The sequence below is a fragment of the Colwellia sp. MB02u-6 genome (assembly GCF_014077095.1).
GTDB lineage: Bacteria > Pseudomonadota > Gammaproteobacteria > Enterobacterales > Alteromonadaceae > Cognaticolwellia.
Window position 1 is genome coordinate 168,723 of sequence record NZ_JACGVG010000027.1, and the last position, 21,098, is coordinate 189,820.

General features: G+C 41.1%; 16 protein-coding genes. 13 read left to right on the forward strand and 3 right to left on the reverse strand.

The window, feature by feature from the left end:
• The 7 genes from flgK (at position 1) to fliD (ending at position 11,028) form a co-directional block, all read left to right on the forward strand.
• Positions 1 to 2,007 carry a flagellar hook-associated protein FlgK gene (flgK, locus tag H4J46_RS03160; RefSeq protein WP_182232104.1) on the forward strand — a complete coding sequence of 669 codons (2,007 nt, stop codon included), beginning with the start codon at positions 1 to 3 and terminating at the stop codon, positions 2,005 to 2,007.
• Between the two features lie 8 nt (positions 2,008 to 2,015).
• Positions 2,016 to 3,218 (forward strand): flagellar hook-associated protein FlgL, encoded by a 1,203-nt coding sequence (gene flgL / locus H4J46_RS03165; RefSeq protein WP_182232105.1) that lies wholly within the window; start codon positions 2,016 to 2,018, stop codon positions 3,216 to 3,218.
• Positions 3,219 to 3,572: 354 nt separating this feature from the next.
• Positions 3,573 to 5,138, forward strand: coding sequence for a flagellin (locus H4J46_RS17495; protein WP_182232106.1), 1,566 nt, complete (start codon positions 3,573 to 3,575; stop codon positions 5,136 to 5,138).
• A gap of 1,078 nt (positions 5,139 to 6,216) precedes the next feature.
• Complete coding sequence (locus H4J46_RS03175; RefSeq protein WP_182232107.1) at positions 6,217 to 6,684, forward strand: REP-associated tyrosine transposase; 468 nt, start codon at positions 6,217 to 6,219, stop codon at positions 6,682 to 6,684.
• A gap of 654 nt (positions 6,685 to 7,338) precedes the next feature.
• Positions 7,339 to 8,901: a flagellin gene (locus tag H4J46_RS03180; protein ID WP_182232108.1), complete on the forward strand. Its 1,563-nt coding sequence runs from the start codon at positions 7,339 to 7,341 to the stop codon at positions 8,899 to 8,901.
• Positions 8,902 to 9,065: 164 nt separating this feature from the next.
• On the forward strand, positions 9,066 to 9,482 hold the full coding sequence (locus H4J46_RS03185) for a flagellar protein FlaG (RefSeq protein WP_182232109.1): 417 nt from the start codon (positions 9,066 to 9,068) through the stop codon (positions 9,480 to 9,482).
• A 121-nt stretch (positions 9,483 to 9,603) separates the two neighbouring features.
• Positions 9,604 to 11,028 (forward strand): flagellar filament capping protein FliD, encoded by a 1,425-nt coding sequence (gene fliD, locus H4J46_RS03190; RefSeq protein ID WP_182232110.1) that lies wholly within the window; start codon positions 9,604 to 9,606, stop codon positions 11,026 to 11,028.
• Between the two features lie 643 nt (positions 11,029 to 11,671).
• Here the strand turns inward: fliD and H4J46_RS03195 are convergent.
• The 3 genes from H4J46_RS03195 to H4J46_RS03205 form a co-directional block, all read right to left on the reverse strand.
• A complete protein-coding gene (locus H4J46_RS03195) occupies positions 11,672 to 12,061 on the reverse strand; it encodes a hypothetical protein (protein WP_182232111.1) in 390 nt (129 codons plus the stop codon).
• Positions 12,062 to 12,111: 50 nt separating this feature from the next.
• Positions 12,112 to 12,510 carry a flagellar export chaperone FliS gene (gene fliS / locus H4J46_RS03200; protein ID WP_182232112.1) on the reverse strand — a complete coding sequence of 133 codons (399 nt, stop codon included), beginning with the start codon at positions 12,508 to 12,510 and terminating at the stop codon, positions 12,112 to 12,114.
• A gap of 72 nt (positions 12,511 to 12,582) precedes the next feature.
• Positions 12,583 to 12,867, reverse strand: a complete 285-nt coding sequence (locus tag H4J46_RS03205; protein ID WP_182232113.1) for a hypothetical protein — start codon at positions 12,865 to 12,867, stop codon at positions 12,583 to 12,585.
• A 438-nt stretch (positions 12,868 to 13,305) separates the two neighbouring features.
• Between H4J46_RS03205 and H4J46_RS03210 the strand changes: the two genes are divergently transcribed.
• The 6 genes from H4J46_RS03210 to fliG all read left to right on the forward strand — a co-directional run bounded on the left by H4J46_RS03210 (position 13,306) and on the right by fliG (position 21,090).
• Entirely contained in the window at positions 13,306 to 14,784 is a 1,479-nt protein-coding gene (locus H4J46_RS03210) for a sigma-54-dependent Fis family transcriptional regulator (protein WP_182232114.1), read from the forward strand.
• Positions 14,785 to 15,125: 341 nt separating this feature from the next.
• The gene (locus H4J46_RS03215) at positions 15,126 to 16,334 is read left to right on the forward strand and encodes a PAS domain-containing sensor histidine kinase (RefSeq protein WP_182232115.1); all 1,209 of its coding nucleotides are present in this window, start codon (positions 15,126 to 15,128) and stop codon (positions 16,332 to 16,334) included.
• Positions 16,321 to 17,661 (forward strand): sigma-54 dependent transcriptional regulator, encoded by a 1,341-nt coding sequence (locus H4J46_RS03220; protein ID WP_182232116.1) that lies wholly within the window; start codon positions 16,321 to 16,323, stop codon positions 17,659 to 17,661. The genes H4J46_RS03215 and H4J46_RS03220 overlap by 14 nt, the downstream gene beginning before the upstream one ends.
• 270 nt (positions 17,662 to 17,931) lie before the next feature.
• The gene (gene fliE, locus H4J46_RS03225) at positions 17,932 to 18,276 is read left to right on the forward strand and encodes a flagellar hook-basal body complex protein FliE (RefSeq protein ID WP_182134796.1); all 345 of its coding nucleotides are present in this window, start codon (positions 17,932 to 17,934) and stop codon (positions 18,274 to 18,276) included.
• 47 nt (positions 18,277 to 18,323) lie between these two features.
• Positions 18,324 to 20,045 (forward strand): flagellar basal-body MS-ring/collar protein FliF, encoded by a 1,722-nt coding sequence (fliF, locus tag H4J46_RS03230; RefSeq protein WP_182232117.1) that lies wholly within the window; start codon positions 18,324 to 18,326, stop codon positions 20,043 to 20,045.
• Complete coding sequence (gene fliG / locus H4J46_RS03235) at positions 20,038 to 21,090, forward strand: flagellar motor switch protein FliG (RefSeq protein ID WP_182232118.1); 1,053 nt, start codon at positions 20,038 to 20,040, stop codon at positions 21,088 to 21,090. The genes fliF and fliG overlap by 8 nt, the downstream gene beginning before the upstream one ends.
• Positions 21,091 to 21,098 lie beyond the last annotated feature (8 nt).

Genomic DNA, 21,098 nt, shown 5'->3' on the forward strand with positions numbered 1-21,098 from the left:
ATGTCGATTAATCTGTATCAAACTGGTGTTAGTGGTTTACTGTCCGCGCAGCAGCAGTTGGGCACTACAGGTCATAACATTGCTAACGTTAATACTGAAGGTTATACCCGCCAACGTGCTGAACAAGCCGCAATGGCAGGAAATACTATCAGCGGTAATTTTATTGGCGCGGGTACTTATGTTCAAGACATTACTCGGCTCTACGATCAATTCTCTTATAAAGAACAATTACTCAATAAAAGTAACTTAGGTAATGCGGACTCAATTAGTACAGACCTGAACCAATTAAATCAAATAATGTCATTTTCAAACGAAGCTATTGGCGGCTCTATTGATCGGTTTTATCAAGCGGCTAATGGTATTGCTGACAACCCAAGTGACATTGGTTTACGTAATATCGCGCTCAGCCAAGCCGAGGTATTAGCCAAAGATTTTAATAGCTTAAATGATAATTTAGACCAGCTTAAAAAGTCGACTAACGGCGAGATCGAGCAAATAGCGAACAAAATATCGCAAATATCTCTTAATTTGGCCAAAGTTAACGAACAAATATTAGATAGTAAAAACCTAGATCAAACCGGCCAACCCAATGATTTATTAGACAAACGCGACCAACTGGTGAGCCAATTGGGTGAATATACCTCGGTTAATACCATTGAAGACTCTAACGGGCTAATGACCGTTATGATCGGCAATGGCGCAACGCTTGTTGCTGGTACTACGGCTTTAACGGTAAGTGTGCAAGCGGGCGATCCTGACCCATTACAAACAAAACTACAGTTAAACAGTCGCAATGGTGCGGTCGCAATTGACGGCGCTAAGTTGGGTGGCGCTATTGCCGCCAAAATAGAATATCGTGATGAGCATGTTGCCAAAGCGCGCAGCGAACTCAATCGTTTAGCCATGTCAGTGTCACAAACCTTAAATCAAACCCAAGCACAAGGGCTAGATTTAAATGGCAAGCAGGGCCGAGATATTTTTACTGATATTAACAGCACCAGCCTACAAAATTCACGCGTACTCGCCTCATCAAAAAATTCAGGCAATGTGCAAGCGGGCATAAAAATCACTGACATTTCATTAGTGCCGACCAATGAATTTAGCCTTAAGTATGACGGCTCAGACTATATTATGACCAATGAACTTAATGGCAGCAAAACCACCTTAGCTGAGTCCCCTTTAGGCTCGGGGCTTTACCCAAGCGATTTTGGCTTTGAATTTAGCGTTAATTCAGGCACAGCCAATTTAAATGATAGTTTTACCTTGCGCCCAACCGAAAACAGCGCCGCATTAATGCATGTCACACTTAACGATCCTAAAGGCATAGCCGCAAGCTCTGCCATTTCGGTCGCGGCGAACGATAACAACATCAGTAATGGCGCGGTAAATATTGTCAATGTAACGAATCCAGAAATTGCCCGCGCTTTTACCGAAGGCAGCAATGAACAATTGACCGTTGATGTTTATGAAAGTGCGCCAGGCACTTTCGAATACCGGGTTTATAACGCGGCTAATCCACCACCGGCGCCATTATTAGCCAATGGTAACTTTGCTGCTGGCGCATCAGCGGTTATTGACATGCCACCCTTGCCAGCAACCGCTGCTTTTCAAATAGAAATTGCCGGTTTACCCGTTGGGCAAGGGGAATTTGCGCGTGAAAAATTTACTATCTCAGATGCTTTTGGCTCAGGTAACGCCAGTAATGCCAGCATAATGGCGGCTACGCAAGAAAAACAAATTTTAGCGGGCGGTAAACAAACCTTTAACCAAGCATTAGCCACGGCCAGCGCTAATGTAGGGTCAAATGCCAGTTCGGCTGAATTTGTTGCCGACACAGCGCAGGCACTGTATACCCAAGCCTATAACCGCAATCAATCTAAGTCAGGGGTAAATCTTGATGAAGAAGCGGCAAACTTATTGAAATACCAACAAGCCTACCAAGCGTCGTCACAGATCATTTCAGTGGCAAATACCATTTTCGACACATTACTAGCGGCCACTAGATAGGAGTTATTATGCGCGTTTCTACAGCACAGTTTTATATTCAAAGTGGCGTAAAAATGTCTGATCAGCAGTCTAGCCTTAACGAACAAGCTAATAAAATTTCTACTGGTAAGCAAGTTGTAACCGCCAAAGACGATGCCGTAGCCTATGGCACCTTAGCTGGTTATAAAAATGATTTGGCCAATATTGATAAGTATCAACGTAATATTACCCAAGCAGAAAATCACAACAGTTTAATTGATACCTCGCTAGCCAGTGCTGAAGGCATGATAAATGAATTAAAAGACTTACTGCTACAAGCTAATAATGGTGCTTACACAGCCGATGATCTTGCCGCTATGGGCCAACAGGCGAGCCAAAGTTTGGAGCAAATAATCGGTATTGCCAATACCCAAGATCAATCGGGCAGTTATGTTTTTGCCGGATACCAAATTGACGATGCACCGTTTGCTTTACAAGCCGATAACTCAGTGAACTATCGGGGTGATAGTGGCGTGAGAGAATTACAAATAGCCAAAAACGTCACCATAGCGACCAATCAAAGTGGTGAACAGGTGTTTCAAAAAGTGCCCAATGCTATTGGCGACTTTTCTGCCACTTATAATAACAATACTTCAGGCATAGCGGTTGAACGGGCCGTTGTCGCTGATGCGAGTCGTTATAATAGTGTGGCAAATCCAGCAGACTTTACCTTTGAATTTAGCACAGCCACTGACTTAAGCATTACTGATGGCGCTGGTAACGTGACCAATATCGCAGATTACGCACCAGGGCAAACCATTGCCTTTAACGGTATTGAGGTTAAATTAAGTGGCAACCCGTTGCCGGGCGATAACTTCTCGCTAACACCGGAACAAAATGTCGGTGTTTTTGAGACAATAAAATCCGCCATTGATTGGATTAACAACAAGGCCAGTGGCAAAGAAGACCCACAAGTACAAGTTGACTATAATCAAATTCTTAACCAATTAGGTGATTCAATTAACCACCTAACGTCTAGCCGAGCAGAGTCGGGTATTAATTTACAAGTTATCGACCGTCAAAAAAGTAACCATTTAGATACTGAGTTGTATTTAACCTCAGGTAAATCATCGATTGAAGATTTAGATATTGCCAAAGCATACTCTACTTTTGAACAATCGAAAGTAGCGCTGCAAGCGGCGCAGCAAACCTTTACGCAAGTGCAGAGTTTGACTTTGTTTAATTATATTTAATCACACTTTTGGGTATTATTTAAGCTGAAACTCTCTATTTACATTAGAACGCTTAATTTTGGTACAGATGTTGCTTTAGTAAAAGTAGTTAGCATAAAGGTAAAGAAAAACATAAAACTGACGGTTTTAGCTTGTAAAGCTTAATCGCAAAAATCATGGCGACTAAGGCCAATGAAGCCCAAATGCATTGAATAAGTTGTTTTAGCCATAAGTTGTTTTAGCATTAATAAGTTTTAGTAATGATAAACACGGGCTGAACACTAAAGTGTTGGTAGTTTGTACAAAAGCAAACCGACTAACGCATAACCTAATACATCACTATGTTAAAGATAATTTAATTTCTAGGAGTCTATCGTGGCCTTATCAGTAATCACCAACACGGCATCATTGAATGCTCAGCGTAACTTAACTAAATCTAGTAATGATTTGGCCACCTCAATGGAACGTTTATCATCGGGTATGCGTATTAACAGCGCCAAAGATGACGCGGCCGGTTTGCAAATATCAAATCGCTTAACCACACAAATTAATGGTTTAGCTGTCGCACAGCGAAATGCTAACGACGGCATTTCAATGGCGCAAACCGCAGAGGGCGCCATGTCGGCCTCTACTGATATTTTACAACGTATGCGTGAACTCGCCTTGCAATCCGCTAATGGTTCAAATTCATCTGATGACCGTGACGCCATGCAAAAAGAAGCGTCAGCTTTACAATTAGAACTAACCCGTATTGCTGATACCACCTCATTTGGTGGTCAAAAGTTATTAGACGGTGATTTTGGCTCTAAAAACTTTCAAGTCGGTTCTAATGCCAATGAAACTATTGCTGTTACTATGACTAGTACCGCTGCTGCCGATATAGGTTCAAGCAGCTCCACTGTAACTGGTGGTGTAACCTTCACTGGTGTTGACCCGATAACCGCAGGTACAGCTCCGACTACCGTGGTTGGCGATTCATTAGATGTTAGCGTTAATGGCAAGACCACAGCAGTAGCTTTAAGCGATGGCATGGCTGCAAATGCAGCGAGCATCAATGCACTGGCCGGAATCAGCGGCGTTACCGGTCAAACAGAAGCATTAATCAATGTAACCACTGCTGCAGGTACTGACACTGGAACTAACGGTTCGTTAAAGTTAGAAATCGATGGTGTTACCCTTACCGGCATAGATACTACCACTAGTGTCGGGGATGCTGAAACTGCTATAATGACTGCAATCAACGACAATTCTGCTTTGGATACTGCGGGTATTAAGGCATCAATCAATGATAGTGGCGACGTATCGATTATCAGAGCAGATGGTAAAGCCTTGGACATTACAATGACTAGTACAGGTGCAACTGGTACAGGTAATGCTACTGGGATATACACACTTGCTGCTGCTGATTCGTTAGGCGTTGCAACTGGAACACCAGTCACTAATACCGCGGCAGATGCTGTGGATGTCGCTACAGCGATACAATACGTTACAGGTACACTTGATTTTAGCGCGGCGACAGTTGAAGGCGATGCTAGTCCTGCTAGTTTAACCATTGGTGCAACTACTGGTAATACAACGGTTACAGGCGCAACGTCGACGTTAGCAATAGGTGCTACAACTGTTTCGTCTATTGAAGGAGTTAACCTTTCGACTGAGGCCGGTGCTCAAAGTGCCCTAGCCGTTATTGATAGCGCATTAGCACAAATTGACAGCCAACGCGCTGATTTAGGTGCGGTGCAAAACCGTTTTGACTATACCATCAGTAATTTATCTAATATTCAAGAAAACTTATCAGCGTCACGTGGCCGTATTCAAGACACTGACTTTGCGGTAGAAACAGCTAACTTGACTAAGAACCAAATCTTGCAACAAGCGGGTACCTCAATTTTAGCGCAAGCGAATCAAATACCGCAGGCGGCTATTAGTTTACTTGGTGGTTAATTTCATCGGTTAACCAATAGTTTAACCGTATTAATAGGCTTAATAGGGTTAATATAAAAACCGAACTTACGTTCGGTTTTTTTGTTTTTATCATTTAATGTTTCTTGATGTGTAGGGCTTTTGTAGAACACTTTGTAGGGGCGACTTTAGTCGCCAGATGGCTAATATCAAAATACCCACTTATTCTGTTTATGCTCAGGCGAATAAATTCGCCCCTACAAGGATCATAATTCGCATGGCGTGCAGGGCTTTTTGTAGGGGCGACTTCAGTCGCCAGATAGCTAATATCACAATACCCTCTTATTCTGTTTATGCTCAGGCGAATAAATTCGCCCCTACAAGGATCATAATTCGTATGGCGTGCAGGACTTTTGTAGGGGCGACGTCAGTCGTCAGATAGCAGATATCGAAATACCCTCTATATTCCATTTATACTCAGGCGAATAAATTCGCCCCTACAAGGGTTTATAAATCTCATGGTGTGCAGGGCATTTTGTAGGGGCGACTTTAATCGCCAGATAGCAGATATCAAAATACCCTCTTATTCCACTTATGCTCAGGCGAATAAATTCGCCCCTACAAGGGTTTATAACTCCCATGGTGTGCAGGGCTTTTTGTAGGGGCGACTTTAATCGCCAGATAGCTAATATCACAATACCCTCTTATTCTGTTTATGCTCAGGCGAATAAATTCGCCCCTACAAGGGTTTATAACTCCCATGGTGTGCAGGGCATTTTGTAGGGGCGACTTTAGTCGCCAGATAGCAGATATCAAAATACCCTATTATTCCACTTACGCTCAGGCGACTAAATTCGCCCCTACAAGGATCATAATTCGTATGGTGTGCAGGACTTTTGTAGGGGCGACTTTAGTCGCCAGATAGCAGATATCAAAATACCCTATTATTCCACTTACGCTCAGGCGAATAAATTCGCCCCTACAAGGGTTTATAACTCCCATGGCGTGCAGGGCTTTTTGTAGGGGCGACTTCAGTCGCCAGATGCCAAATAACATTTTAGACGTTATATCCACATATCCGACTATAATAAAAATACATTGCATCAAAAGGATTTTGACTATGTCACGTAATAACCTCATGACAGGCAGAACATCACTTAAACATCATATTTATCACATAACAGCATGTACAGAAAATCGTCAGGCCTTTTTTCATAACGTCCAATACGCTCGCCTTTTGATAAATGAAATGACAACATTAGTAGCGAAACAAGAAATAAGCTCTATTACCTGGGTCATTATGCCAGACCATTTACATTGGTTATTTCAATTAACGTCAGATAAAAACTTATCAAAAGTTATGCAAACATTAAAAGGGCATAGTGCAAGGGCGATTAATCGGTATGAAAAAGGGGCCGGTTTTTCATGGCAACGCGGTTTTCATGATCACGCCATCAGAACCGAAGAAAATTTATTAGCCGTATCACGTTATATTGTTGCGAATCCATTACGCGCAGGTTTAGTTGATCATGTCGGTAATTATCCATTTTGGGATTCAGTGTATTTACAAGATGAGACCGGCGAATAAATTCGCCCCTACAGGTTCGTGTGTTCTGTAGGGGCGACTGTAGGGGCGACTTCAGTCGCCCAACCCCGAGTATTAAAACGCAGACATTATTCTTCAATGTTATCCCTAGGCGAATAAATTCGCCCCTACAGGTTCGTGTGTTCTGTAGAGGCGACTGTAGGGGCGACTTCAGTCGCCAAACCCCGAGTATTAAAACGCAGACATTATTCTTCAATGTTATCCCTAGGCGAATAAATTCGCCCCTACAGGTTCGTGTGTTCTGCAGGGGCGACTTCAGTCGCCCAACCCCGAGTATTAAAACGCAGACATTATTCTTCAATGTTATCCCCAGGCGAATAAATTCGCCCCTACAGGTTCGTGTGTTCTGCAGGGGCGACTGTAGGGGCGACTTCAGTCGCCAAACCCCGAGTATTAAAACGCAGACATTATTCTTTAATGTTATCCCCAGGTGAATAAATTCGCCTCTACAGTCGCCAAAATGGGCTAAAACATTAATTATTAAATAAATTCATAAAAAGTGTAAAGTTATTTGAAGAGCTGCCGTTAAAGTATTTAGAACGGGTGCTTTAAAATTTAAATATTACTAAATTGAAGTTCCTGACTTATTAAATTGTTTAACTAACGTATTACATATTGTAATCAGGAGTTTTAAAAATGGCTATTTCAGTAATCACCAATACGGCATCATTAAACGCACAACGTAACTTATCTAATTCTAGTAATGATTTAGCCACCTCAATGGAACGTTTATCATCGGGTATGCGTATTAATAGCGCCAAAGATGATGCGGCCGGTTTACAAATTTCAAACCGCTTAACTTCACAAATTAATGGTTTAGGCGTAGCGCAACGAAATGCTAACGACGGTATTTCAATGGCACAAACCGCAGAGGGTGCCATGTCGGCCTCTACTGATATTTTACAACGTATGCGTGAATTAGCGCTACAATCAGCTAACGGTTCAAACACAACCGAAGACCGTGACGCCATGCAAAAAGAAGTGTCAGTTTTACAATCTGAATTAACCCGTATTGCTGATACGACCTCATTTGGTGGTCAAAAGTTATTAGACGGTGATTTTGGCTCTAAAAACTTCCAAGTCGGTTCTAATGCCAATGAGACTATTGCTATTACTATGACTAGTACAGCCGCTGCGGATATAGGTTCAAGCAGCTCCACTGTAACTGGTGGTGTAACCTTCACTGGTGTTGACCCGATAACCGCAGGTACAGCTCCGACTACCGTGGTTGGCGATTCATTAGATGTTAGCGTTAATGGCAAGACCACAGCAGTAGCTTTAAGCGATGGCATGGCTGCAAATGCAGCGAGCATCAATGCACTGGCCGGAATCAGCGGCGTTACCGGTCAAACAGAAGCATTAATCAATGTAACCACTGCTGCAGGTACTGACACTGGAACTAACGGTTCGTTAAAGTTAGAAATCGATGGTGTTACCCTTACCGGCATAGATACTACCACTAGTGTCGGGGATGCTGAAACTGCTATAATGACTGCAATCAACGACAATTCTGCTTTGGATACTGCGGGTATTAAGGCATCAATCAATGATAGTGGCGACGTATCGATTATCAGAGCAGATGGTAAAGCCTTGGACATTACAATGACTAGTACAGGTGCAACTGGTACAGGTAATGCTACTGGGATATACACACTTGCTGCTGCTGATTCGTTAGGCGTTGCAACTGGAACACCAGTCACTAATACCGCGGCAGATGCTGTGGATGTCGCTACAGCGATACAATACGTTACAGGTACACTTGATTTTAGCGCGGCGACAGTTGAAGGCGATGCTAGTCCTGCTAGTTTAACCATTGGTGCAACTACTGGTAATACAACGGTTACAGGCGCAACGTCGACGTTAGCAATAGGTGCTACAACTGTTTCGTCTATTGAAGGAGTTAACCTTTCGACTGAGGCCGGTGCTCAAAGTGCCCTAGCCGTTATTGATAGCGCATTAGCACAAATTGACAGCCAACGCGCTGATTTAGGTGCGGTGCAAAACCGTTTTGACTATACCATCAGTAATTTATCTAATATTCAAGAAAACTTATCAGCGTCACGTGGCCGTATTCAAGACACTGACTTTGCGGTAGAAACAGCTAACTTGACTAAAAACCAAATCTTGCAACAAGCAGGTACCTCAATCTTGTCACAAGCTAACCAATTACCACAAGCGGCATTAAGCTTGTTAGGTTAGGTCTCCAACTCACACTAGGATAGATTTTATATTAGTGGCATAAGTGAAGGAAGGGGCCAATACTCCTTCCTTTTTGTGTTTTATGGTGAATGAAATGTCACCTGAAAATAACATTAATGATAGACAGTAACGTCAAATGTTTAGGTGATAAAAAGGAGTCAGAGATGAATGTAACTAATACCGTCAATACCGCTGTTGATTCAAGTAACTCAACAAAAATTGAATTAACCAGTGACAAAGCTGAGCGTTCAGCTTTACATAAAGCAGAGGCTGAAAACGATTTAGCCAACAAAACAGCCCGTATGGAAGCGCAAAGTAAAACAAGTATAACGGAAGCAAGCAATATACCAGCGATGACACCCAAGCAATTGGAAAAAGTGGCGCAACAATTGCAAGATTTCATGGGTGAAATGAATCGAAGTTTAGAATTTTTAGTCGATAAAGACTCAGGACGCGATGTGATTAAAGTGCTTGATAAAAGCACCGGCGATTTAGTGAAGCAATATCCGTCGGAAGAAGTGTTGGGTATTATTTCTAAATTGTCTAATGCGACCGGTAACTTAATAGATACAGAAATATAAGCTCGATTAACAGCTATCTTAACGGCTATTATTGACGCTCTATGAGCTATTTTTGTAATGGCTGTTACTTATTTAGGTATACTTTTAGCTAGCACTTACGTCAACAAAAATTGGTGGGATTATGGTAGATATTGCCTTTACAGGTATAGGCTCAGGACTTCAGGTTTCTGAAATTGTTGACGCGATTGTTGGTGCTGAACGGGCACCGTTTGAAAGTCGTTTAAATCGTCGTGAAGCTGCAATAACAACCGATATTTCTGCTGTTGGTGCGCTAAAAGGTGGTTTGCAAAATGTTGCCGACGCTATCGAAAATTTAGCCAGTGCAGATAAATATCAACAAAGAAATATCAGCGGTTCTGATAGTTTTGTTGCACTAAGCAGTACAAAAATCGCCGAAGTGGGCAGTTATTCTGTTCAGGTCGACCAACTCGCCAGCACGCATAAACTCGTTTCGGCGGGCATTGACAGTAGCGAAGCTGTCGGTGAAGGTACCTTGACTTTTGCGTCAGGTAGTAACAGTTTTGATATTAGCGTATCAAGCAGTGGGACATTAAGCGATATTCGCGACTCGGTTAACGACAGCCTAGATAACGACGCAATTACCGCCACTATTATTACCGATGATAACGGCCAACATCTTGTTTTTACCAGCAAAGAAACCGGTCTTGCTAACGCCATTAAAGTGACTAGCAACGATGTTTCTGACGGCAACAATACTGACAATGTGGGTTTATCTCGTTTAGCTTATGATGCTGACCCAGACTCGCCTACCTTTGCGACACACCTTTCAGAAACGAGTGCAGCAACAGACGCAAAAATAACCATAGATGGTGCCTTAGTGGTTACCAATAGTAGCAATGAGTTTGTTGATGCTATCGACGGCATCACCATTACAGCAAAAAAAGTGCACGATGTTGATGACAGTATCAGCAAGGCGAGTGTCTCTGAAAATAATACTAATATTAAAGCCGGTATTGAAGGCTTTGTAAAAAGTTATAACGAACTGGTTGATCTTAGCAAGCAACTTGGTGCCTCAAGCGAAAATGGAGTAGGCCCACTTGCCGGCGATTCATTATTACGTGGTGTAATGGGCAAGCTACGCCAAGAGCTGAGTAGCTCATTTGCCAGTAGTGGCGGTGACAATTTAACCTTGAACCAATTAGGTGTTCGTGCAGACCGCTTTGGTAAATTAGAACTAGACAGTGAAGATTTAAACGCACAAATAGCATTGAATGTTGGCGGAGTGCAAAACTTTTTTGTTGGCTCTGACGATGCCCCAGGTTTTGCTGCTTCACTTAAAACCTTAACTGACTTTTATACGGGGTCAGGCGGTTTAATTGAGGGGCGTATTGACAGTAAAACTAATCAATTAACAAAAATAGATGATGAACGCGTTGACTTTACTCGTCGTATTGATTCATTAGAAGCACGACTATTCGCACAGTATAATGCGATGGATTTGATCGTATCTAATTTGAATGCGACCAGTAGTTATTTAGAACAGCAGCTTGATAATTTGCCAGGTGTGGTAAGAAAAAATAAATAACCATCGTTAAAAATAACCTTGGAAAATTTTTTTGTAGGTCGGACTTCAGTCTGACAACCGTTAAGCGGGCGATTATGCTGATAGACGAATAAACCTCTGTAGCGGGTATTATGTTGTTGATCTGTGTTTATGTTGAAAATGGTTAAATTTCATTTAACTTGTTGGACTGAAGTCCAACCTACATCAAACCTAGATCAAGGCCACATCCAACCTAAATACAGCCTTGGACAATTTTTTTGTAGGTCGGACTTCAGTCTGACAACCGTTAAGCGGTTGATTATGCTGATAGGTCAAAAAATCTCTGTAGCGGGTATTATGTTGTTGATCTGTTTTTGTGTTGAAAATGGTTAAATTTTATTTAACTTGTTGGACTGAAGTCCAACCTACATCCAGCCGAAATCCAACCGATATCAAGCCCATATCCAACCTACATCGAGCCTAGATTAAACCTAGGTTAAATTTATATAGTTACTTCGAGTGAAAATATAGTGTTGGGCAATTGTTTTGTAGGTCGGACTTCAGTCTGACAACCGTTAAGCGGGGGAATATGCTGATAGACCAACAAACCCCTGCAGCAGGCATTATATTGTTGATCAGTTTAGAAAAGGTGGCATGGTAATAATAGTGTTATCTACTGAGTATTTTACAGTTTTTGATAGAGGTTTATCGCCTTTTTGTTTTTCTTTAAGGTCAATATTTCTGACTTAGCTGACTCTTGAGTACGATTGACTTTTTCAATAAGTTGGCTGTCGAGTGCCGCTATAGTTTGCAGTTGTGCAAGATGTAATTGCAATTCTTCGGGGCTAAAGTGCTCGAATAACTGATAAATTTTCTCTTCTCTGTGCTTCATCAATTTAAGCAGCTTTGCTGTATTAATTTGCTCGCTGCTATCATGGCTGGTTGACTCGGCAATCAACTTTTTATTCTCTTTTATGCTGTCTATTTCACTCTCAGGTCTACCCTCTATTTCACTCTCTATTTCATTCTCACTCTGACCCTGAATATCTGCGGTATCTAAAAGCTTAAGGAGCATTTTAGATACCTCAATAATATCAGTTAAATTTTCAAGGGCTGTTAACGCCACTAGAAGCTTACTTCTTGTTGAGTATCAAGGGGTATGTTATCCCAGCCTGACTTAATAGGGATTAATATTTGAGCAATTTCATTGAGTTTATCAATATCATTACTTAAGCTAGCGGCTAGTAATTGTTCTGAGCAATAAACGTAGATAGAGGCTAAATTATTTGATATTTCACCGCCTTGTTTAAAATCAAGTGAGGCTTGTAATACACCTATAATGGAAATGGCATTTGAAATCTCAGCGCCTTTTTTAGCGTAATTTTTTTGTATAATAGCGCCTTTAGCGGTAGCAATGTTATCGAGTAACTTTTGAAATAACAGTGCAACCAATTGATAAGGTGACGCTTGTTGAGCAGTGCTTTTGTTAATTTGTTGATATTTCTTTAATGACGCGTGAGTCATAGATATCTCCAACTGTAAGACAATAAATCTATTATACTAAAATACATTAGATTTAAAATTGAATATTATAAATTATAGCAAAGCTTGGTTATTAATGGTGACAGCAAAACCTTCGCTTTTAGCCTTTTCGTAAGCGGCGAGTAACACACCGTGCTCAATGGCTTTAGGATCTGTAACAATGCCGTTATCGGCCACTTCAATATTGTCCCAACCGCGTGTGACTAAATAGTCCTCTATCTGAACAAGCTGTTCTTCTAGCGGCATATTTAATGAGAACATATTGAACTCATGCCTGTCACCTTTATTAAAACTGCCATTTTTTTTCATCAGCTCAGCCGTGCCGTTAATAATTAACATTGAATAATTCCTATGGATGTTATTTGCTATTTTATCTAATGCCTTTTTACAAGCTCATTTCATGCCACTTTTTTATATTTATAAAAATAGTTAATATTTTTCAGTAATACAAGCAGTTAGCTAGTTATTTAACGATAGCTTTTACTGAGTTATCTAACAGCGTTTAATCGTTGTTTTTTTGACACGCTTCAATTACCTATAAATTTATTTAGCTGAAGTTAATTTTATGGACAAATATTTTCCTTACTAATACTAAGGCTTAACTGACAATAAAATGACAGACAAGTGTCAATTTATTGTTGATTAATCATGGCAGCAAGTGAATAATGGCGGTAGCTTATAATAATAAATGACTTGTTAGGCTCTACGTAAGGTCAAAAGTAAGATCAAAAAACGCAAAATGACCAAACGTGAAGTCAACAAATATAAAGGCAAACAATGCAAGAGAAAAAATATATTTTAGTCGTCGATAATGATGCGACAAGACGCCATCAAATAGAAACCGTTTTAGCTTTTGTTGGTGAGTATTTTCATGTTTTTGCTGAAGAAGAAATTGATCAATATCTAGCTGAAGTGCCGAATGTCCTGACCATTATTTTATGTGGTGAGGTTTCTGAAAAGTTACAAAATATTATTAAGTCTCAGCCAACCTACCCTTTTATTTATCACGATGTTATTGATAGAAAACAACTGAGTGGTTATGTCAATGTGATTGGTGAATTAACCAGACCGCTAAATTATGCACAATTGACTGAGTTAGTGCACCATAGTCACCAGTACCATAATAACCTACCGTCAAAACGTGGTTTTAATCGTCCAAACTCTTTATTTCGCTCTTTGGTGGGTACCAGTAGTGCAATGCAACAGGTACGATTTTTAATTGAACAAGTGGCCTCTACTTCGGCCAGTGTCTTGATTTTAGGCGAGTCCGGCACAGGTAAAGAGGTAGTTGCGCGTAATATTCATAACTTGTCAGAGCGAAGTAAAGGGCCATTTGTGCCGGTTAATTGTGGCGCTATTCCCGCTGATTTATTAGAAAGTGAACTGTTTGGCCATGAAAAAGGGGCATTCACTGGCGCTATTTCTACGCGTAAAGGTCGCTTTGAAATGGCGGAAGGCGGCACACTATTTCTCGATGAAATTGGTGATATGCCACAACCCATGCAAGTAAAATTATTACGTGTGTTACAAGAACGCACTTTTGAACGGGTAGGTGGCGCTAAAAGTTTAAAAGCTAATGTGCGAATTGTGGCGGCGACACATCAACATTTAGAAGACATGATTAAAACTAATCATTTTCGTGAAGATCTTTACTATCGATTAAATGTTTTTCCTATCGAAACTCCATCGCTAAGAGAGCGAAAAGAAGATATTCCACTCTTGTTGCAAGAGCTTATTTCACGATTTTCGGCTGAGCAAGGCCAGTCAGTGCGCTTTACTGAACATGCGATTGAATCGTTAACAGAGCATACTTGGGCCGGTAATGTCAGAGAACTCTCTAATTTAATTGAACGTATGATTATTATGTATGGTGAGCAGGTGGTGAATGTCGGACAACTACCGTTGAAGTATCGCCACTTAGACATAGATGATTATCAACCTCAATACCCTGAAGAATTACAAGAACGTGAAGCGATTAATGAGATGTTTTCAGGTACTGATTATGACGATGAAGAAGAGGCTATGGCACAAACTAGCTCAGTAGATGCGAGCACTGATAGTGGCAATATCCTTGATGTTTTACCAAATAATGGTCTGAACCTAAAAGAGTATTTAGCTGATTTAGAAATATCGTTGATCAACCAAGCCTTAGGTAAAAATGACTGGGTTGTTGCTCGTTCAGCTGAGCTTTTAGGTATGCGCCGTACTACCTTGGTGGAGAAAATGCGTAAATATAATCTCCAGAAAGTCAGTTAATGATTTATGGCTATAAGCGGTAGGTAACAGCAAGATAACTTACCGCTGCTTTGTTAGCTTGATTGCGTAAAACGCCCTTGAAATAATGATTATTTCAAGGGCGTTTTACTTTTTAGCACAGCCAATAGAGTCAGTTAAATACGCATTGTTTAAATACACATGGTAATAGCACTTTTAGATCGGCGTTCAATCTTTTTTTAATGGCTTTATGATGTTAGCCATTTTATTGACAGCAAATATTAAGCGAAATAATGTGCTTTAGTTGCTGAATAATATCATTTTAATTGGTTGGCATACTTAATGCTTTGTTCGAGTGTACTTCTTTACTCGGGTAAAATATTATGGCACTTGCCTATTCGACATCGACCAATTCGTCATCAGCCAATTCTGCGCTGAATCGTGGAGTAACTTCATTTGATGAGGTTAGTTTTAAACGCGAGCAATCCAATCGACTAGAAAGTGAAAACTACGCGGGTGAATTGACGTACTTACGTCAACAAAACAAACAACTGCAACACGTTATTGATGTTATGCCAACGGGGATGATTATGCTTGATGGCAACGGTATTGTGGTGAAAATTAATGACAGCGCTAAACGTTTGCTTGATGAGCCCATTTTGGGTCAACCTTGGTTTGGTGTGATCAAACGCTCTTTTAAACCTCGCGCTGATGATTGGCACGAGGTTTCGTTAAATGACGGTCGCCGGGTAAAATTAGAAATTACTACTTTAGGGGGGCAACCTGGGCAGTTGATCATGATCACTGACTTAACCGAAACGCGACTTTTACAAGATAAGCTCGGCCAATTACAGCGACTATCGTCTTTAGGGCGTATGGTGTCAAAATTAGCTCATCAAATTCGTACGCCATTATCGGCTGCCATGCTGTATGGCGCTAATCTTCGCAATAAAAAACTTAGCCAAGAGGCACGGATTAATTTTCAAGACAAATTAATGCTACGTCTACATGACTTAGAGCAGCAAGTTAATGACATGCTGCTGTTTGCTAAAAGTGGCAGTAAAGCGGTTGTTGAACCGGTTAATATCAACCAACTGATTGAGCAAGCTAAGCAAGTAATTGAGCCGCAAGTGAGTCAAGCTGGCGCAAAAGTCCATCTGCATTTTTGCCAACAAGGTTGTGAAATTTTAGGCAATGTGAGTGCCTTGTCAGGAGCAATTCAAAACTTAATACACAATAGTTTATCTGTTATTAAAGCCAATGCCGTTATTAATATTAGCGCTTATTGTCAGGGCGAATATGCCTACATTAGTGTGCGTGATAATGGTCCGGGCATTAGTGGCGAGCTAGCCGATAAAATATTCGAACCTTTTTATACCTCAAGAAGCCAAGGCACAGGTTTAGGCCTAGCGGTGGTAAAATCTGTCACTAATGCACACCAAGGTGAAGTGAGCTTGTTAAGTCAGCCAGGTGAAGGGGCACATTTTTGTATGAAAATACCCTTACTGGTTAGTGAAGCGACAAACACGGCATTGACTGAGCATGAAAACGAGACATTGTTGTCTAAGGAGCTTAGTCATGAGCACAAGTAAAATAATGGTTGTTGAAGATGATGCCGGACTGAGAGAGGCGCTGGCTGATACTTTGCTATTGGCGGGCTATCAATGTTTAGCCGTAGACTCAGGTGAAGACGCACTGATAAAACTTAAGTCGCATAACGTCGATTTAGTGGTTAGTGATGTACAAATGGGCGGCATGTCAGGGCTGTCATTATTGAAAAGTATTCGTCATAACTATCCAAAATTGCCGGTATTGATCATGACCGCCTATGGCACTATTGATGATGCCGTACAGGCCATGCGAGACGGTGCACGAAATTATATGGCAAAACCCTTTGCGCCAGAAGTTTTACTGAATATGGTCAGTCAATATGTGCCGTTACAAGTGAATGATGGTGGCGACCCTATTGTGGCTGATGCTCAAAGTCTTGAGTTATTAAAACTCGCCAAAAAAGTGGCTAATACTGAAGCCTCTGTAATGGTTTTGGGACCTAGTGGCTCAGGTAAAGAAGTGCTAGCACAATATATTCATAATTACTCACCACGTAGCCAAGCGCCTTTTGTGGCGATTAACTGTGCTGCTATTCCTGAAAATATGCTTGAAGCCACTCTATTTGGTTATGAAAAAGGCGCTTTTACTGGCGCTATTCAAGCGTGTCCGGGTAAGTTTGAACAAGCGCAAGGTGGCACTATCTTACTCGATGAAATAACAGAGATGGACTTAAGTTTACAAGCCAAAATTTTACGCGTGTTGCAAGAGCGAGAAGTAGAACGCATAGGTGGACGTAAAACCATCAGCTTAGATGTCAGAGTAATCGCCACCAGTAATCGCGATTTAAAAGCCGCCGTGCAAAGTGGTATTTTTAGAGAAGACTTATATTATCGCCTGAATGTATTCCCATTAACTTGGTTGCCACTTAATGATCGCCGAGATGATATTCTCCCCTTGGCGGCCCACCTTATTAGCCGTATTTGTCAAAAAGACGGTAATATTATTCCTGAATTCACCGCGGCCGCGCGTAGTAAATTACTGGCTTACGACTGGCCGGGTAATGTGCGAGAGTTAGACAACGTTATTCAACGGGCGTTAATTTTACAAAGTGATCGTTGTATTGATGCGAATGATTTATTGATCGATGACTTTGAAACACCCAAGGTAGCAAGTGATGCAGTAGACGCTGAAAAAAACGACAAACTCGGCAGTGAACTTAAACTACAAGAACATCAAATAATATTGGACACTTTGCATGCTTGTCGCGGCAGTCGTAAAGATGTGGCTGAGCGTTTAGGTATTAGTCCACGTACCTTACGTTATAAAATTGCGCGTATGCGTGATAGTGGTATTAATATTCCACTTTAAGAAAAATGGCCTTATTATCTGTTTGTAACAAAAAAACGACGCCTTAACGTCGTTTTTTTCGTTTCATTAATTATTTATTTATATTTACTATATTTATTTATTTTCAGTTTCTATTTGATTTTAAAGTCTTTTTAAAAACTTTAAAAGATATTCTAGCTTTTTTATCAGGTGATTTTTTCAATATTTTGCGATATTATTTAGCTTGGCACTATGCTTGCTTTAATCTTAAGTAACATTAAGTAACAAGAAATTGACGAAAGCGAGATAGCCATGGATATTAAAACTAATTCTTTATACGCTCAAATGCAAAGCATGTCGATGGAAGCTATGGGTAACAAACTACCCATAGGTGAAGCAAATGGCATGGGCACACCACCGGTGAGCAAAGCCGGTAGTGACTTTGGTAGCTTATTAAAAGATGCTGTAAATAATGTCAATGAACTACAGCAAGATGCGGGTGCAAAACGTACTGCTTTTGAACTTGGCGATCGCAGTGTTACTTTGGCTGACACTATGATTTCGGCGTCAAAGGCAGGTATTGCTTTCGATGCGACCGTTCAGGTGCGCAATAAGTTTGTTGAAGCTTATAAAGAAATTATGAGCATGCCGGTATAATGGCTCAGTAGTTAAGTATAAAACGATAGTGACGCGGAGAGAAGTAAGTGGCAGATTCAACAAACAACACAAATTTAACCTTTGCAGATGGTAACAATGACTTAGTCGCCAATGATAGTTCAGATGATGTTGGTGAACAAAAGTCAGGTTTAGCCGCTGCTATGGGTAATGTTGATTTTCTACGTCAAATGACCATAGTGATTGCGCTAGCGATTTGTTTCGCGATTGCTGTGTTTGTTATCATGCTAGCCAATGAAGCCGAATATCGTTTTTTAACTAAATTGCCCACCGAGCAATTGATTAAAACCATGGATTTTCTGGACAGCAAGCAAGTTGAATACCGTCAAGAAAACAACACAATATCGGTAGAAAGTGACCAGTACCAAGATGTTAAGTTGATGCTAGCTCGAGGTGGCCTAAGTGGAGCACCTTCTGAAGGCAGCGAAATTCTTATGCAAGATATGGGTTTTGGTGTAAGTCAACGCCTTGAAACTGAACGTTTAAAGCATTCTAGAGAGCAGCAACTTGCCCGAACCATTGAAGAGTTAAAGTCTATTTCACGCGCTCGAGTTTTATTAGCCATTCCGCGTGAAAATGTTTTCGCTAAACGTGAGAAAAACCCGTCAGCTACTGTGGTACTGACCTTGAGTCGGGGCCGCTTGCTATCTGAAGAAGAAGTTGACGCTGTCGTCGATATTGTCGGATCGGCCGTACAAAGTTTATCGCCCAATCGGGTCACGGTGACTGACCAAAATGGTCGTTTATTAAATTCTGGCTCACAAGATTCTGTGTCGTCACGCTCACGTAAAGAATTCGAAATTGAACAAAAACGCGAAGCAGAATACATGGATAAGATTGATTCGATCTTAATTCCCGTTGTAGGTTTGGGCAATTTTACCGCACAAGTTGACGTGGCCATGGACTTTACCAATACCGAAGAAACTCAACGACGTTATAATTCAGATTTACCGGCTTTGCGCAGCGAAATGAAAGTGGAAGATAATACCATTGGGGGTTTACTCGGTGGTATTCCAGGTGCGTTAACTAATCAACCACCGCTGGACAGTAATATTCCCCAAGATGCTACGGGCAATGCTCAACAGCAAACCATGCCGGGCCGCAAACATACAGAGTCGACACGTAATTATGAACTCGACGAGGCTATTAGCTACACCAAACAACAAACCGGCGTTATTCATCGCATTAGTGTCTCTGTTGCTTTAGATTATTTGTCTGAGCTAAATGCTGAAGGTGAACCTGTGCCAACAGCACGCTCTGTACAAGAAATGGCTAATATTCGTCGTTTATTGCAAGGCAGTATTGGTTTTAATTTACAACGTGGTGATTCATTAGAGGTGGTTACTTTACCGTTTTCTCGTCCAGAAATTATAGCCGTGGCTCCATTAGTATGGTGGAAAGATCCTACTATTTATAAGTATGCAAAATTGCTTGGCGCCGTTATCTTAATTGCTATTCTGTTTATTGCCGTGGTGCGTCCGATGTTAAAACGCCTAATTCACCCCGAAAAAACCCCGAGTGATTACGGTGATAAGTCGCTTGATAGTCATGTCGATTTGGGTGATGAAACCATGGACATGTTATCATCTGAGTTAGATGCTAGCTCAATTGGCTTTGCACCTGATGGTAGTTTACAATTGCCTGACTTACATCGTGATGGCGATATATTAAAGGCGGTACGGGCCTTAGTGGCAAACGAGCCAGAATTATCATCGCAAGTCGTTAAAAGTTGGTTAACCGAAAATGAGTAATGAAAATCAAGAACTAGCAGAGCAACAATCGTCTAGCTATGACGTCAATAAACTTGATGGCGCCGAAAAAGCTGCGATTTTATTGTTGAGCCTTTCAGAAGAAGATGCGGCACAAATACTAAAACACTTAGAGCCGAAGCAAGTGCAAAAAGTGGGTATGATCATGGCCGGTATGGAAGATTTTACTCAACAAAAAATTACTGCTGTGCATAAGTTATTTATTAACGAAATTCAAAATTTTTCTACCATTGGTTTTAAAAGTGAAGAGTTTGTCCGCAAAGCGCTAACCGCAGCATTAGGCGAAGATAAAGCCGGTAACCTTATTGATCAAATTGTCAAGGGTGGTGGTGCTAAGGGTCTTGATTCTTTAAAATGGATGGACTCGAAGCAAGTGGCGAATATTATTCGTAATGAACATCCTCAAATTCAAACCATCGTTTTATCTTACCTTGAACCGGATCAATCAGCAGAAATACTGACCCAATTTGCCGACAAAGTACGCTTGGATCTTATGATGCGTATTGCCAATTTAGAAGAAGTTCAACCAGCAGCATTGCAAGAATTAAATGAGATCATGGAAAAACAATTTGCCGGTCAAGCGGGCGCACAAGCCGCGAAAATGGGCGGCCTGAAAGCGGCTGCAGACATTATGAACTATTTAGACAATAATGTTGAAGGTATGTTGATGACTTCAATTCGCGAACATGACGAAGAAATGAGTCAGCAAATACAAGACCTTATGTTTGTCTTTGAAAACCTTGCCGATGTTGACGACCGAGGTATCCAAGCGATTTTAAGAGAAGTTCAGCAAGATGCGCTAATGAAAGCAATAAAAGGTGCCGATGAAGCCTTAAGAGAAAAAATTATGGCTAATATGTCTAAACGTGCTGCAGAAATGCTAGCGGATGATCTTGAAGTGATGGGGCCAGTACGCATTAGTGAAGTTGAAGCAGCACAAAAAGAAATTTTGGCAGTTGCACATCGATTAGCTGATGCCGGTGAAATTATGCTCGGTGGTGGCGGCGGTGGCGATGAATTCTTATAATCAAACAT